Annotated in this window: 11 protein-coding genes and 1 pseudogene; 3 read left to right on the top strand and 9 right to left on the bottom strand. The window is 52.7% G+C overall.

Going from position 1 to position 12,843, the window contains the following annotated elements:
• Window positions 1-59: 59 nt before the first annotated feature.
• From ACM6I0_RS22510 to ACM6I0_RS22475, 8 genes are all read right to left on the bottom strand, one after another.
• Window positions 60-1,715 carry a cation acetate symporter gene (locus ACM6I0_RS22510; protein WP_414923311.1) on the bottom strand — a complete coding sequence of 552 codons (1,656 nt, stop codon included), beginning with the start codon at window positions 1,713-1,715 and terminating at the stop codon, window positions 60-62.
• Complete coding sequence (locus ACM6I0_RS22505; RefSeq protein WP_285433065.1) at window positions 1,712-2,074, bottom strand: DUF485 domain-containing protein; 363 nt, start codon at window positions 2,072-2,074, stop codon at window positions 1,712-1,714. Before ACM6I0_RS22505 ends, ACM6I0_RS22510 begins: the two co-directional genes overlap by 4 nt.
• Window positions 2,075-2,105: 31 nt before the next feature.
• The gene (locus ACM6I0_RS22500) at window positions 2,106-3,326 is read right to left on the bottom strand and encodes an FAD binding domain-containing protein (RefSeq protein ID WP_414923310.1); all 1,221 of its coding nucleotides are present in this window, start codon (window positions 3,324-3,326) and stop codon (window positions 2,106-2,108) included.
• Window positions 3,323-3,805: a VOC family protein gene (locus ACM6I0_RS22495; RefSeq protein ID WP_285433067.1), complete on the bottom strand. Its 483-nt coding sequence runs from the start codon at window positions 3,803-3,805 to the stop codon at window positions 3,323-3,325. Before ACM6I0_RS22495 ends, ACM6I0_RS22500 begins: the two co-directional genes overlap by 4 nt.
• Window positions 3,806-4,098: 293 nt before the next feature.
• Window positions 4,099-4,818, bottom strand: a complete 720-nt coding sequence (locus ACM6I0_RS22490) for a TetR/AcrR family transcriptional regulator (RefSeq protein ID WP_285433068.1) — start codon at window positions 4,816-4,818, stop codon at window positions 4,099-4,101.
• Between the two features lie 67 nt (window positions 4,819-4,885).
• On the bottom strand, window positions 4,886-5,530 hold the full coding sequence (locus tag ACM6I0_RS22485) for a DsbA family protein (protein ID WP_414923309.1): 645 nt from the start codon (window positions 5,528-5,530) through the stop codon (window positions 4,886-4,888).
• 54 nt (window positions 5,531-5,584) lie between these two features.
• Window positions 5,585-6,502 (bottom strand): LysR family transcriptional regulator, encoded by a 918-nt coding sequence (locus tag ACM6I0_RS22480; RefSeq protein WP_285433072.1) that lies wholly within the window; start codon window positions 6,500-6,502, stop codon window positions 5,585-5,587.
• A 13-nt stretch (window positions 6,503-6,515) separates the two neighbouring features.
• Entirely contained in the window at window positions 6,516-7,748 is a 1,233-nt protein-coding gene (locus tag ACM6I0_RS22475) for an MFS transporter (RefSeq protein ID WP_285433196.1), read from the bottom strand.
• A gap of 562 nt (window positions 7,749-8,310) precedes the next feature.
• Between ACM6I0_RS22475 and ACM6I0_RS22470 the strand changes: the two are divergent.
• Together ACM6I0_RS22470 and ACM6I0_RS22465 are read left to right on the top strand one after the other, a co-directional pair.
• Window positions 8,311-9,066, top strand: a pseudogene (locus ACM6I0_RS22470) (cache domain-containing protein); the annotation flags it as partial.
• 36 nt (window positions 9,067-9,102) lie between these two features.
• Window positions 9,103-9,924 carry a methyl-accepting chemotaxis protein gene (locus tag ACM6I0_RS22465; protein ID WP_414923342.1) on the top strand — a complete coding sequence of 274 codons (822 nt, stop codon included), beginning with the start codon at window positions 9,103-9,105 and terminating at the stop codon, window positions 9,922-9,924.
• A 145-nt stretch (window positions 9,925-10,069) separates the two neighbouring features.
• On the opposite strand, the gene ACM6I0_RS22460 is transcribed toward ACM6I0_RS22465, so the two are convergent.
• Window positions 10,070-11,485, bottom strand: coding sequence for a serine hydrolase domain-containing protein (locus ACM6I0_RS22460; RefSeq protein ID WP_414923308.1), 1,416 nt, complete (start codon window positions 11,483-11,485; stop codon window positions 10,070-10,072).
• Window positions 11,486-11,927: 442 nt separating this feature from the next.
• Here ACM6I0_RS22460 and ACM6I0_RS22455 point away from each other — a divergent pair, with 442 nt between their 5' ends.
• A complete protein-coding gene (locus ACM6I0_RS22455; RefSeq protein ID WP_414923307.1) occupies window positions 11,928-12,797 on the top strand; it encodes an AraC family transcriptional regulator in 870 nt (289 codons plus the stop codon).
• Window positions 12,798-12,843 lie beyond the last annotated feature (46 nt).

Below are 12,843 nucleotides of genomic sequence, written 5' to 3'. Positions count from 1 at the left end.
ATTCACATGAGCTGCACTTTCATGCAGCAACTAGTTAACGTGAACAGTAATAACCCGAACTAATCAGCTTTCAGCTGCGCATTCCACGTGGCTGGCGTACCCAGTTCAGAATCGACCAGCTGATTATCGAATCGATTGCGCTCATCAATGGCACTGACCGAGCGATCGGTAATAGAGAACCAAAAGATACCGACAAATGCCACGGCCATGGAAAACAAGGCCGGATATTCGTAGGGGAACCAGGCTTGCGGGTTGTGGAGAATCTTGACCCAAACGGTTGGGCTAAGAATGCAAAGCGTAATGGCTGATAGCAGCCCCAGCGATCCGCCAATTACGGCGCCTCGTGTGGTCAGGCCCTTCCAGTAAATCGACAATAACAGCACGGGGAAATTGGAACTTGCGGCGATGGAGAACGTTAAGCTCACAATAAATGCGATGTTCTGTTTTTCAAAAGCAATGGCCAATAGAATCGACAACACACCCAGCACGATGGTTGTAACGCGAGAGACGCGCATCTCTTCACGGTCGCTGGCGGTGCCCCGGCGCAAGGCATGTGCGTAGAGGTCATGTGAAACAGCAGACGAGCCCGCAAGGGTAAGCCCTGCCACCACCGCCAATATCGTCGAGAACGATACAGCACACATAAACCCAAGGAAAACATTGCCGCCAACGTTGTGTGCGAGGTGAATCGCAACCATATTAACGCCGCCCAATATGCCACCTGATGCATCGTGATAATCAGGATTGCTGGCAACCAGGGCGATGGTGCCGAAGCCGATAATAACGATCAGGGCATAACCAATGCCGACCAGACCGGTGGCATAAAGGATACTTTGGCGCGCAGCCTTGACGTTACCGACAGTGAAAAACCGCATGAGAATATGTGGAAGGCCCGCCGTGCCGAAGACTAACGCCAAGCCTAGGGAAATCGCAGACACCGGGTCAGTGATCAAACCACCTGGGCTCATGATTGCACCATGGGAAGGATGCACCTGGGTCGCTTGAGTAAACAGCTGGTTCAGGCTGAATCCGAATTGAGACAGCACCATGAAAGCCATAAAGACGCAGCCGGTCAGCAGCAATACGGCCTTGATAATCTGAATCCAGGTGGTTGCTAACATCCCGCCAAAGAAAACATAAATCACCATCAGCGTGCCCACGAGAAGCACCGCCGCGGTGTAATCAAAACCAAACAGCAACTCCACCAGTTTCCCGGCACCTACCAGTTGAGAAACCAGGTAAAGCAACACTATCACAATGGAACTGGAGGCCGAAAATGCTCGTATGGGTCGCTGTTTCAGCCGATAGGACAGTACGTCTGCCAGGGTATAGCGCCCCAGATTTCGCAATGGCTCCGCAATCAGAAACAGAATGATCGGCCAACTGGCAAGGAAGCCGATCGAGTAAATCAGACCATCAAATCCACTGGTGAAAACCAAGGCGGAGATACCCAGCAAAGACGCTGCGGACATATAGTCGCCCGCGATAGCCCACCCATTCTGGAAGCCGGTAATTTTTCCTCCTGCGGCATAGTGATCCGCGACGCTATTGTTTTTGCGTGCCGCCCACCGTGTGACGAACAGAGTGAAAATAACGAACGCCAAGAACAGGCCGATGGCAATGGGATTATGTTTTTGTACGGCAACAGGGGCGTCGGCCGCGTATACCGTTACCGAAGCAAGCATGGCGGAGATTGCAATAAGTAGACGCTTCATTTGTTGAAGCTCCTGATAATTGTTTTTATTTTAGGGTCGTAGCAGGTGTTAGTGCGCCAGACATAGACAGCCACGAGGAGAGTCGTGAAAGCGAGCATTCCAAAACCGATTGGCACGCCCCACGTCATCGGCTGCCCTACTGTGATAGGCGTACCCAAACGGGCAGGTATAAAGGCCAGGGAAAGAATAAAACCAAAATAGACAGTGAGCATAAGCGCCGTCATGCTCCACGAAAATAATCGGCGCTGTTTTACCAAAGCTCGAAACTCTGGATTTACGAGAATCGGATTTTGAATAGTGTCGTCAACCCGTTCAGCGGGCATGGTCGGGCCACCGTCTTGCGGATATGCATGTTCCATGGTGATCTCCTGCAAATAGCTTTTGGCTGAGTTAGAACTTCACGGGCACTGCAGTCTCACGCATCACGGCTTCCGGAGTCCGGTACAACTCCGCCATTTCGCGCTCTTCCTCGCTTTTCAGTTGCGCCTGCATATATGCGCCAAGATGCCTGGCGTGTTGAACAATCGATGCACCGAAACGACAACGTTGTTCGCTGTAGTCCGCTAATGCCTCTTCAACGGATGCATGTCGCTCCAGTGCCTCCACGATTGCCAAAGCGTCACCAGCGGCCTTGGTAACCCCCATCCCGCAATGAGGACGCGCCACAAATGCCGCGTCGCCGAGCAACGCGACACGTCCGAAATTCATCTTGGGAACTTCCAGATCGTAAATGGGCTGGAATAACGGCTGAGCCGCTTTCTTTACGACTTCGGCAAACTGCGGAGCCAGTAATGTCTCTGCGCACGTGTACATATTGTCGAGTACGTCACGGCGTATCAGGCCAGGAGGAATCCCACCTTCAAATTGTTTACCGCTTTCATCCCTCAGCAAATCCTTCAATTCATCGTCACCGCTGGTGCGGTACCACACAAAGTTGTAACGGCGCTCGCCGACGAGAGTGCTGTTGGAATGCCCGGCAACTGGATACCCCAAGATCTGTTCATGCGGGGGCAAACAAAACGCGAATTTATCGAACAGTGCGGCGTGGGCAGCGTCAGACAGAGCACTTTCATCGACTAACCCGCGCCAGGCGATGTAGCCGGCATATTGCAAGTGCACATCAGGTAAAAAATGTTGGCGAATCGTCGACCGAAACCCATCAGCCGCAATAATGACGTCTGCTTGATGAGTCGTCCCATCGGCCAATGTAACGCTGGCATGGGTTTCAGTACTTTCGACCGACACGACACTGCCACCGCAGCGATACAGTGAATCCGGGAATGCGCAGCGGAGCACTTGGTACATCTTCCCCCACGCGGTTAGCGTTTGTGGGAGTGCGTTCTCAAGTACGACATCGCCGTCCTGGGCCAAAGTGACGCGTGAAAGCACATCAATGCCTACAGATGCGTCGAGGGGAATTCCTGCTGCGGCCATCGCTTCGAACAATTCAGGGTGTGTAACGATTCCAGCGCCTCGTCCAGCGAGTTCATCCGGAACGCGTTCGAAGACCTCTACGTCCCAACCTTTGCGCAATAGCATGTTTGCTGCAAACAGGCCGCCCAGCGAGCCGCCGACGACAATGGCGCGGGGCTTGTTCAAGGAATTCATCATGGCTGCTCTCCCACCGTTGCAGCGACATGGGAGGCGTAAGAACCCACTGCTTCAATCTCGGAGGCCGGGAAATTGAGCTCGATGGTGACACCCGACGGATCTTCGATGAACACCTGATGCAGGCCAAGGCTCGGCACGGTGCGATCGCGCCACGCAATCCCTTCGGCTTTGAAGACGTTCCAGAACTCGACCAGGCCGGTGACTAAAAAAGCAATGTGATCAACCGTTCCAGTGCCTGTCAGCGGGACTTCTTTATCGCCCAGGTATTTCTTCAGGCCTTCAGGGTTGGAAGGATCAATCCCGATAATGTGGACCGTGCCGTAGTCCTTCTCATCCCCTCCCATGTACAACCAGACGCCAGGAAAATCGAATGGCGGCCGGTAGCCAGGAGTAAAACCGAGCACCCTTTCATAAAATCGACTGGACTTTTCCAGGTCGAATGACCGGATCGAGTAATGAGCGAGCTTCACGACTTGCATGGTGCCTCCAACAGTTTTTTGTATTTATTTATCAGTTGATAAACAATACGACCTGACGAAATTGAAGTAAATAGGTGGAGGACCAAATTTTTGCGGACAGACCTGAACCACGTCGCGGCGCCGCCAACAGAGGACGGGCTTCAGGTGTTGAGAAAGGGCTTTTCAGGGCAAAAAGGCGCGTGCGTCCCCCTTACCACCTGCTCAGTTGAAGGCTGAAACAGGTGATGAGTGGTCGACAAAAAAGCAGGCAACACAGGAGATCAGGAGGCAAGAAACAGGGGAATCTCAACCGATCAATTCAAGCGAGACTTCTCACCGAGGTCGTTATCGACTTGCTGCAGTACGTGGGGACTGCCGTTGAGGAACGCATCAACCATTTGCTCGATCAGCGCATCAATGTCCTCAGTCACTGGAAGATCATAAATCCATTTGCGCACGCCAATATAGAAAATGCTGGCATGCAGACTCCAGATCAGTTCGAGCTCTTTTTCATTGATCGTTTCACCGGAGGACGGCGCCAATCCATGAGCGTGGCGGATTTCTGCAATGACAGGAATGAAGACCCGCTCACGCAATTTAGCCAGATACCGATCATTGATACCTTCACGCGTCAGCCCGGCGAATACGAAGATACGAATCCATTCTCGGCGCAAAATCACGCGCGCGTATGAGGTGTAAAAATGCACCAGGCGAGACTGAAGGGGTTCGCAGCGATCCTTGATCATCGCCTCCCACGAGGAATCCCACTGATAGACCTCGTCGTACACGCGGTCTATCAATGCCTCTTTGCTGGGGAAATACCGATAGAGTAAAGGTTGGGTAATGTCCAGTTGTCGCGCCAGCTCACGGGTACTGCCCGAGAATCCGCACGTCGCAAAATGCTCAACGGCTTTCTGCACGATTTGCTTTTCCCTGACCTCAGGCGAAAGGCGTCGAGTCGTCGATTTGACGGGGTCTGCTGATTTCGCTGATTTCCCCGACTCGTTCTCGTCTCTATTTTTTGAGTCTTGCATAACGCCTCACTGGAGCTTCATTAAGGCATCATACAAAACAAAGGAACGCACTGGCTATGAACCACACCTATTTGGCCAGGCGGCTTTCAATATCCTCCTTGAACAAGGCGGGTCGGCTTAAATAATGCCCCATGGCCAACACTTCCATTTGGCCATCGATCTCCAGCGCAAATGCCGGAAAGCCTCGCGCATTCAGCGCTTCAAGCATCCCGTTGCTGCGGTTGATGTGGTCCTGCAATGAGTCTGCAGTGATCGAATCAAACGTTGCCATAAACGTATCGGGCTCAAACCCAAGCTCACTGGCAATGTCGGCGATTACGCCTCGATCAGCGATAGCCCGCCCCTCTTGGTAGTAAGCAATTTGCAGGCGCTTGAGCATTTCGATGCCACGTCCGGACAGCTGTTGAGCGGTCAACATCGCGGCAATCGGTGGTGAAGAGTCCAGCTGGACGTTCTCATGTTCCAGTACGCCTTGAACATAGGCGTCTGCGAAGGTTTGTTTGCTGAATGCCGTAATCCGAGCTTCGTGAGGACGAACAAAATCGCGCCACTCACCCGACATCAACTTGCTTTTGTCCCCCGAGAGCATGCCCACGCCATGGGCCTGAATTTCCAGGCCAGGAACAGCGGTGGCCGCCGTGATCATCGGCGCCGCGCCATAACACCAGCCACAGAACGGGTCGTAGACGTAATGCAGTGTCGCAGTGTTCATTCAAATCTCCGGGATCTGCCGTGCCTACACGGCCTGAAAACAGCAATGAGGAGATCAGCTCTCGGTTAAGCCTTCAGGCCCGAGCAATTCGCTGATGAAATCGATAAACGCATTGACGCGTTTGGAGCCACGATGGTTGGGAAGATACAGCGCGGAAATGGCGGAACTGGCATCGTTCGGATTGATAACAAAAGACTCGAATAATGAAGTCAAATCACCGCTGCCAATATCATCGTTGACGAGCCAGTCGGGTAACAGAGCCACACCGCCACCCGCCAGCGCAACCTCACGTAAAACCTCCGCATTATTGCTTTTGAAGCGGCCCTCAATCGGTACTCGAGTCTCCTCGCCGTCCTTTAAGAAAGTCCACACCTGTTGCTTTGGGCCATAGCTAAAACGCAGACACTCGTGCTGCATGAGGTCCATGGGATGTTCAGGAAAACCCTGTGCACTCAGGTACTCGGCGCTGGCCACCACTCGGCGTTTGAAATGACCGACGGGACGACTGACGACACCGTCCATGGCTGCTGCCGATCCCAATCGGATCGCCAGATCGACGCGCTCACCCAGTAATTCAACGATGTCGTCAGAGAGCGTCATGTCCAACACGAGTTGCGGGTATCGCTTCAAGAGCGAGGCGATATGAGGGGCAATCAGACGGCGCCCAAGTGCTACAGGCACAGAAATACGAAGGTGACCTGCAGGGAGTTCCCCACGGTCAGTGACCGAGGCATCCGCCTCGGCCACTGCATTCAGCACCTCCCGTGCTTTCAAATAATAGGCGGCCCCAGCGTCAGACAATGAGATTTGACGGGTGGAACGGTTGAGCAGGACAGCGCCCAACTCAGCCTCAAGTCCATCGATCATTCGAGTGACAGAAGATGTAGCCAGGCCCAGATGTCGAGCGGCAGAAGAAAAACCCTTCGAATCTACAGCCTGGACGAACATCTTCAATGCGAGCAGCTTGTCCATGACACTCCTTGACTCATCCGTTGTTCATCTTGAGCATGGCGCCAATTCGGGCCCGACGAGACACCACCGAAAAGACGACCAAAGCTACCAGCGACAATGCGCTTCCCACCGCAGCAATCGCCAACCAGCCGGCATGTTCATAAAGCGAACTGGCCACCGAAGAACCGATTGCACCACCAATAAAGATACTGATCATGTACAACGCATTCAGACGGCCTCTGTTGGCAGTGCCCAAGGCATAGACGGCTCGCTGACCCAGCACCATGTTCATCTGCACTGCAAAATCCAGCGCCACACCGGTGACCGCTAATCCAATCACACCGTAAAAGGGATTGATGAAGGCCGGGAGGAAACTCAATACACCCAGCACCATGGCCAACTGCGACGCTCGTCGAGTATGCCCCGCATCAGCGAGTCGACCACTGATAGGTGCGGCAATTGCACCGATGGCGCCGACCAGAGAGAAAATCGCAATCTGACTTTGCGTCAGGCCGAACTCACGACTCAATATCAGCGGAACAGCGGTCCAGAACAAACTGAACGCGGCAAACATCAGCCCTTGATAGAGCGCGCGCTGACGCAGCACGGGCTCGCGGCAAAACAGTTGTCCCAGGGACATCAGCAATTGACCGTACGATGCGCGATGGGTCGGTTGCCATTTGGGCATGGTCATGCCAATCACGATGGAGATAACGAGCATCAAGGCTGCGGCCCCGATAAACACTGCCCGCCAGCCGAAATGATCGGCAACTAAGCTCGACAGCGGCCGCGCAAGCAGAATCCCCAGCAGCAAGCCCCCCATAATCCCGCCAACCACCCGACCGCGCGACTCTTCCGGTGCCAGATGTGCGGCCAACGGGATGAGCATTTGCACGGAGACTGAGCTGAAACCGATGAGCGCCGATACCACTAGAAATACACTCGGCTGCTTGGACAAACCGGCGGCGACCAGGCTGAAGATCGTAATCACAATTGTCGTGATCATCAGCCGACGGTTTTCTACCAGGTCCGCCAAGGGCACCAGGAAAAACAAACCGAGCGCATAACCAATCTGGGTCAGCGAAACGATGAAGCTCGCGCTGCCACTCGACATGCCGATATCCGGGGCAATCAAGCTAATGATCGGTTGTGCGTAATAGATGTTGGCGACGATGGCTCCACAACAAAAGGCAAACAGAAGCACCAGCCCCTTTGTCATTGATGCTTTTTGTATCGTCGCTGCTGTATCACTTGTAGAAAGGCCCATGCCATAGACTCCTGAGTTTCGACAGCGGTGACTCTCCAGTGGAAGATCACTCGCATTCATGTTTTCCAGGACAACAACATAGGCGGCAGTGCACCTCGAGAGAATATGGAGAGGACGCAACGTCGTGTTGCGTCGTGCGCAAGAGATAAACGGGGTCAGTCAAATACCTCCGCTTGAATCAATGACGGGGAATTGATCGAGATGCCGCATTGTCGGCCCCTCCTCCTCATAACTTTTGATATCGATACCAGGCCTGAATGAGGCGAAACCACCGTCTATGGTCGGGCATCGACAAGCCGATCCGGCTGGGCGTAGACTACTATTGATCGACCGATCATTAAAAGGCCTTTTTCATAAAAATGGAGCGCCTTCACCTCTCCAGGCTCAGCAGTTTCAACCAAAAACACCCCCTGCTTTTATGCAACGCTGAGCCAATGAGCTCGAGGTAAAAATGGGTGGGTCACAATAAAATCTCTTGAGTGAGGCGAAACTCATCGTGACGCTTAATCTTCGTAGCAAAGTCATCCTTCTGGCGATCATCCCCGGCCTTTTACTAGCGGCGATGGTCAGTGGCACCACCTTTTGGGTTTTGCAAAAGCTGGCATCCGAAGAGGTCGCGCAGACGCGCGAGCTCCTGATCGATGAGCGAAAAACTTCACTAAAGCACTATATGGACATTGCCCAAACGTCGATTCAGCCGATCTATGACGCTTCCCGCTATGGGGATCTGGAGGCTCGCGATCAGGCCGTCAAAATTCTGCGGACGCTGAGTTTCGATAAACAAAACTACTTTTACGGCTATGACTCCTCGTCTGTTCGAGTGTTCTCTGCAAACCTGAACACCGATATCGGCAAGAGTTTTGTCGATAGCAAAGATGCCAACGGCGTGTATGTCATTCGCGGGCTGGTTGAAGCAGCCAAGACCGGCACTCATTTTTTTCGCTACGACTGGCAGACGCCCACCAGCCCTAAACCTACGCCCAAACTTGGTTACACCGTTTACCTGGACAAGTGGGACCTGACCGTGGGTACCCAAGTGAACCTGGACGATCTGGAAGTTCAGGTGCAGGCCATTGCCAGTGAGCGTTACGAGCGAATCGGCCAGTACACAGCGTACGTACTTGCCCTTGCCGGTTTCTTGCTGGTACTGGTCGCCTTAGTAGGAATCTGGCTTGGCAACGGACTGGTGAAACCTGTACTCGCTATCAAAAAAAACCTGGACGACATTGCCGCTGGAAATGGCGACCTGACACACCGTTTGCCAGTTTCGAGCAATGATGAGCTGGGCGATTTGGCTCACTCGTTCAACGTATTTGTGGAAAAAATTCATAGCCTTGTACGTCAGATTGCCGAGATGACCGGGCAACTATCCGAGCTGGTCGAAGATATGTCGGCCCAGGCACAACGGTCGGAGCAGGCCATGGATCGTCAGCGCCATGAGACGGATCAGGTAGCGACAGCCATTCATGAAATGTCCACGGCGGCGCACCAGGTTTCCGTCAGTGCCCAAGGTGCTTCACACGCAGCACGAGAAACCAGCGATGTAGGTGGGCAAGCAAGAGATGTCGTCAACAAGAGCATCGAAAGCATTCATTCGTTAATTGAGGAAATCGGGCAAAGCAGCACGTCTTTGGACAGCCTGAACAATGACGTGCAGTTGATTGCCGGTGTAGTTGACGTCATTCGTTCTATTGCAGAACAAACCAATCTATTGGCTTTGAACGCTGCAATAGAGGCAGCACGAGCCGGTGACGCGGGGCGTGGATTTGCGGTGGTTGCTGACGAAGTTCGAGCCCTGGCCAGCCGTACGCAAAAGAGCACTCAGGAAATCCATGGGATGATCAGTCTGCTTCAAAAAGGCACTCAAGACGCCATGATCACGATGGGCCGCTCCAGCGAATCAGGAAAAACAACGGGACAGTTGGCAAACCAGGCAGGGTTGTCTCTGGATGCCATCAGCCAACTCATTTATACAATTAATGACATGAACGCTCAGATCGCCAGCGCTTCCGAAGAACAGACTGCCGTTGCTGAGGAAGTAAACCGCAGCATGACTCATATCTCCCAGGCGGCTGATGTGGTCGCCAATGACGCCAAAAGCACCGCACGAACCTCCCGGAGCCTCACAGATTTGGGCAATCGGCTGGGCCATTTGGTTGGGCAGTTTCGGATTTAGACGTGAGCCTTTGCATTAGTTTGCGAATTTGAGACGGGCTCTCTCCAACCTCGCCGAATAGGCAAAAAAAACTCCGTGGTGTTTCGCCACGGAGTCTTTTTCTTCGCCAAAAACAGTCACTGATAGAGGACCAAAAAAGCCTCGACTACTCGGATGAAAATTTCACATCCACGATTTTGTTTTCCAGGAACGCAACATCCAGATAATTTACTTTTCCGGCAATTGCCTTGTAGGTCCGGCGAGTAACTGCGTTCTCCTTTGTCTCCCCAACTTGCACCAACTGAGTATCATTGGAGACCTTGCTGAATGACGCCTCTATCTCTGACACGTGTTTATCGTTAAATGCCTTGCGTATTTCCGGGCTTAACATTGGATCGCTTTTACCATCCATCAAGGCAATAACTGCTGCCTTAGTCTTTTGAGTCTCAGCCGCTGAGCCTTCGATTTCTTTTTCAAGAGGCAACAGATTTGGATCAATAATCCCGGCAATGCGCTTAACTATGTAATTGCTACGAGCTGTCTCGAGATTCGCCAGAAAACCAATGGAAATACCGTTATCGAACCTAGCGTAGTGCGCATGAAAGCCCTGGAACGATCCCCCATGATCGATCAGCCGATGTCCATTCACGATATTGTTGCGCCATCCGAATCCATAACCGGTAATGGGTTGACTGCCGTCAGCCATCAACGGCACTTCCCACTCGGTATCAATTGACTCTTTAGACAATGGCTTGCCTTTTGAAAGGCACGTGTCCCAGGCAGCCAGGTCATTGATCGTCAGCAACAGACTCCCGTCGGCTGTCTGAGCCAGGCTTTGCGAGACCGGCCCCGGGTTTTCCAGCTGTCCATCACTGGAGACATAGCCGGACGCCCGATTGGGGATAATAGTTTTCAGCATATTGACTTGCGCCGTTTGCATATCGCACTGGCTGAACAACCTTTCCCGAAGCAGATCTCCGTAAAATCTTCCGCTCGCACGCTTGATCAGCATCCCCAGCGCGACATAGCCTGAGTTGCTGTAGCGGTACTGAGTTCCCGGTGCAAAATCCAGTTTCTTGGACGCAAGAAGACCGATAAGTTGTTCGTCGGTGTAGTCTTGTTTTATATCAATACTATTGAACTGCTCATAGTCGGGTATGCCAGAACGCTGCTGCATGACCTGGCGAATGGTAATACCGTCCCACATGCCTTTGGCTTCGGGAAAATAGGGTGCAATCGGATCATCAAGCTGAAGCTTGCCGTCTTGTACCAAGAGCATAATGACGGAAGAGGTAAACATTTTCCCAACTGAGCCAGATTGGAAGACAGTCGCCGTCGTTGCAGGCGTTTTGGTTTCCAGATTACTGAATCCGTAAGCAGAGGTATAAAGTGGCTTCCCGTCTTTAAGAATTGTAATTGCTGCCCCCGGAATACCCTGTTCTTTCATAAGGGCACCCATAACATCATCGACTTCATGGGCGCTCGAGAACGGCGCGGCATGACACGCAACTCCCCACACCAAACTTGTAAGTAACAAACCTTTTGAGAGTACAAATGTTCGCTTTTTAGAATTTTTATTCATTGTAATTCTCCAGAAAATTTCTAGTGGCTGATCATTTCTGTGGTCGGTGGACGCTAGTTATTTGGTGTGAGTATTCAGATTCTCCTTTAAGCAAAAAACCACGGTGGGCTCTGCCATTATCTATACAGATCTAATCTGGATTAATAATTCCATAATGGACAATTACGTCCACATCGTCAAGCTTTCGAGAGACGGTTTTTCGAACAAGGAAACGGAAAAATGAGCGCGATCGGCGGAAGGCATTTTTGCTGTACTGATGACACCAGAGTGATCGCTCACAGGCAGAAATCGGCCAGAAGTAGACACCTGAAATGCCCCCCGACCTTTACATCGCTCTGGACGAGATCGCATTGGCCATCGTGCCTTGAGCAAGCACGGCTAGGCGCATTCGCGCCGCTATAGTCGATTCTATGACCGATCGTACTTCCAGGAGCTTTTCCCAGTGTCTGACATGCCGAGCAATTTCGCTTACACAAAACGCTTCAACGCCGTACTCACCTACATTGATGCCAATCTCGAAGGTGACCTGTCGGTGAAGACGTTGAGCCATGTGGCGAACTTTTCGGCGTTTCACTTCCATCGACAATTCACGGCGTTCGTTGGAGTGCCTGTCTCACGTTATGTGCAACTGATGCGACTACGTCGCGCGGCACATCGCCTGGCCGCCGTCACTGATCATTCGGTACTGGACGCCGCACTCAGTGCCGGCTTTGAAAGTCCCGAAGCATTTTGCAGGGCGTTCAGGCGGGCGTTCGGTACGACGCCGAGTGCGTTCAGGAAGGAACCGAACTGGCAGGTCTGGAATGCGGTATTCGCAATCCCCCACTTTTCCAGGACTATCGTCATGCAAGTAAGAATCGTAGATTTCCCTGAGGTCAAAGTAGCAGCGCTTGAGCACCGTGGACCACCCGGGCTCGTCAATGAAAGTGTGCGCAAGTTCATTGAGTGGCGCATGCAGAGCGGACAGTCGCCGGTGGCATCGAGTCGCACCTTTGGCATTCCCTATAGCAACCCCGATACGACACCTCCACAAGCATTCCGCTTCGCAATCTGCGGCGAGATTCACGAGGTTGTGAAGCCGAATGAGTTCGGCGTTCACCAGATCGTCATTCCCGCCGGCCGCTGCGTCGTGGTGCGACACACGGGGTCACCTGATCACATCGGCGAAACGATCTATCCGATTTACCGCGATTGGCTTCCTGCCAGCGGAGAGGAGCTTCGTGACCATCCACTGTTCTTCAATTACCTGAGCGCCTATCCCGAGACACCGCAGGATCAATGGCAAACAGATGTGTATGTTCCGCTGCAATAGCGGAGCAAGCAGCTTTCGAGCCTGAGCTGAGGTTGACGAGTGTCAG

Origin of the sequence: Pseudomonas sp. IT-P294 (genome assembly GCF_949767865.1) — a bacterium.
Taxonomy (GTDB): domain Bacteria; phylum Pseudomonadota; class Gammaproteobacteria; order Pseudomonadales; family Pseudomonadaceae; genus Aquipseudomonas.
The sequence above is the reverse complement of the archived record's forward strand: the minus strand, read 5'-3'. Positions and strand labels throughout refer to the sequence as shown.

What these genes read in the sequence shown, in the direction of transcription:
- ACM6I0_RS22490 (WP_285433068.1), bottom strand. Translation starts at nt 4,818, where the DNA reads ATGCAAGACTCAAAAAATAGAGACGAGAACGAGTCGGGGAAATCAGCG.
- ACM6I0_RS22485 (WP_414923309.1), bottom strand. Translation starts at nt 5,530, where the DNA reads ATGAACACTGCGACACTGCATTACGTCTACGACCCGTTCTGTGGCTGG.
- ACM6I0_RS22510 (WP_414923311.1), bottom strand. Translation starts at nt 1,715, where the DNA reads ATGAAGCGTCTACTTATTGCAATCTCCGCCATGCTTGCTTCGGTAACG.
- ACM6I0_RS22460 (WP_414923308.1), bottom strand. Translation starts at nt 11,485, where the DNA reads ATGAATAAAAATTCTAAAAAGCGAACATTTGTACTCTCAAAAGGTTTG.
- ACM6I0_RS22505 (WP_285433065.1), bottom strand. Translation starts at nt 2,074, where the DNA reads ATGGAACATGCATATCCGCAAGACGGTGGCCCGACCATGCCCGCTGAA.
- ACM6I0_RS22475 (WP_285433196.1), bottom strand. Translation starts at nt 7,748, where the DNA reads ATGGGCCTTTCTACAAGTGATACAGCAGCGACGATACAAAAAGCATCA.
- ACM6I0_RS22495 (WP_285433067.1), bottom strand. Translation starts at nt 3,805, where the DNA reads ATGCAAGTCGTGAAGCTCGCTCATTACTCGATCCGGTCATTCGACCTG.
- ACM6I0_RS22465 (WP_414923342.1), top strand. Translation starts at nt 9,103, where the DNA reads ATGACCGGGCAACTATCCGAGCTGGTCGAAGATATGTCGGCCCAGGCA.
- ACM6I0_RS22480 (WP_285433072.1), bottom strand. Translation starts at nt 6,502, where the DNA reads ATGGACAAGCTGCTCGCATTGAAGATGTTCGTCCAGGCTGTAGATTCG.
- ACM6I0_RS22500 (WP_414923310.1), bottom strand. Translation starts at nt 3,326, where the DNA reads ATGATGAATTCCTTGAACAAGCCCCGCGCCATTGTCGTCGGCGGCTCG.